This window comes from Vibrio sp. 03-59-1 (genome assembly GCF_013114135.1).
GTDB lineage: Bacteria > Pseudomonadota > Gammaproteobacteria > Enterobacterales > Vibrionaceae > Vibrio > Vibrio cortegadensis.
Window position 1 is genome coordinate 1 of record NZ_VTYA01000071.1, and the last position, 1,158, is coordinate 1,158.

Sequence of the window (1,158 nt, forward strand, 5' to 3'; positions counted from 1 at the left end):
CAATACCAGTGGGGAATGTTCGAATATCAAAGGTTGACACACAATGCAGGGCTGGGGAAATTATGAGGGGATCCGTCAGCGCCCAATTAAGGTGCGACAACGCTATAACACCCAAGCTAAACCATTGCACCGTAAACACAAATTTCAAACCGGAGTGAAACCGCCAAGAGTTAGGAGTCACTCTTAAATTGTTTGTTAGGTTAATTTGCAATCTTAATTGAGGAGATAGTAAGTCTAGCTGCAGGTGCATATTTTTCCAACAAGCTTTCTACAATCGTAATTTCTGAATCTGTACTTCTAGGGCCTAATAGAATTTCCATCTCATCAAATACTGTCGAGTCCAACTTCACATCTATATATTCTTCAATACATGGTTGCTTTTCAAAGTTATATGTTTCCCTAATAAAATCTAAAGGTAAATCAATAAATTGCTGATTACATGCTAGTATTTTAAAACGCCACTCATCTTCATACTCCCAAATTTTAGGTTTTGCCAAAGCAACACCAAAAGTTTGATAATTCTTATGCTCAGTTCCATTTATCGGGTAATGTAAATTTGAGTATAAAATATCACGCTCATCTGTATAAAATATAGGATTAGGCCCCTCAATAATACTGACTCCTGCATTAACACCAGGTTCATTTCTAGTCATTTTTATGTGTTGCCCACAGTTAACAGCAAAGCCACCATCACCCCAATAGATTATTTTATCCCTCCCCAAAAACATATTTGCTGGCAATTTAATGCGTACACCTTTCATATTGTTGCTATACAAGTTCCACATTGGGATCGTGTCTTCTATTTTTGTTGTCCAGCAAGAGATAAAAGTTCCTTTTTTGAACGAACCAAGAGTTGAAGACTCTGCTTCTATTGGATCATTCACATTGTCTGCACGATTAAACCTAACGCTGCAATATTTAAGTATCAGCGCAAGCGTTTCTATTGAAGTGTAATGGTATAACTCTTTTGGAGGAGTAACAGTTGAAAAGTTAGCCCGAAAAAACTCATCTGAGTAAAAAAACATTATCTAATTCCTTTAAACTACATGATTAACCTAACGCCGCATTAAGGTGATGAGATGGTCTCCCCCTACCACTTCACATCGCTATCAGCCATGCTTGGAGTGTTCAGGTCCGAAGTAAAAGGAGAAGACCATG

General features: G+C 37.7%; 1 protein-coding gene. It reads right to left on the minus strand.

The window, feature by feature from the left end; translation table 11 throughout:
• Positions 1–200: 200 nt before the first annotated feature.
• The gene (locus F0249_RS19955; RefSeq protein ID WP_171757640.1) at positions 201–1,025 is read right to left on the minus strand and encodes a DUF2971 domain-containing protein; all 825 of its coding nucleotides are present in this window, start codon (positions 1,023–1,025) and stop codon (positions 201–203) included.
• Between the last annotated feature and the right edge of the window lie 133 nt (positions 1,026–1,158).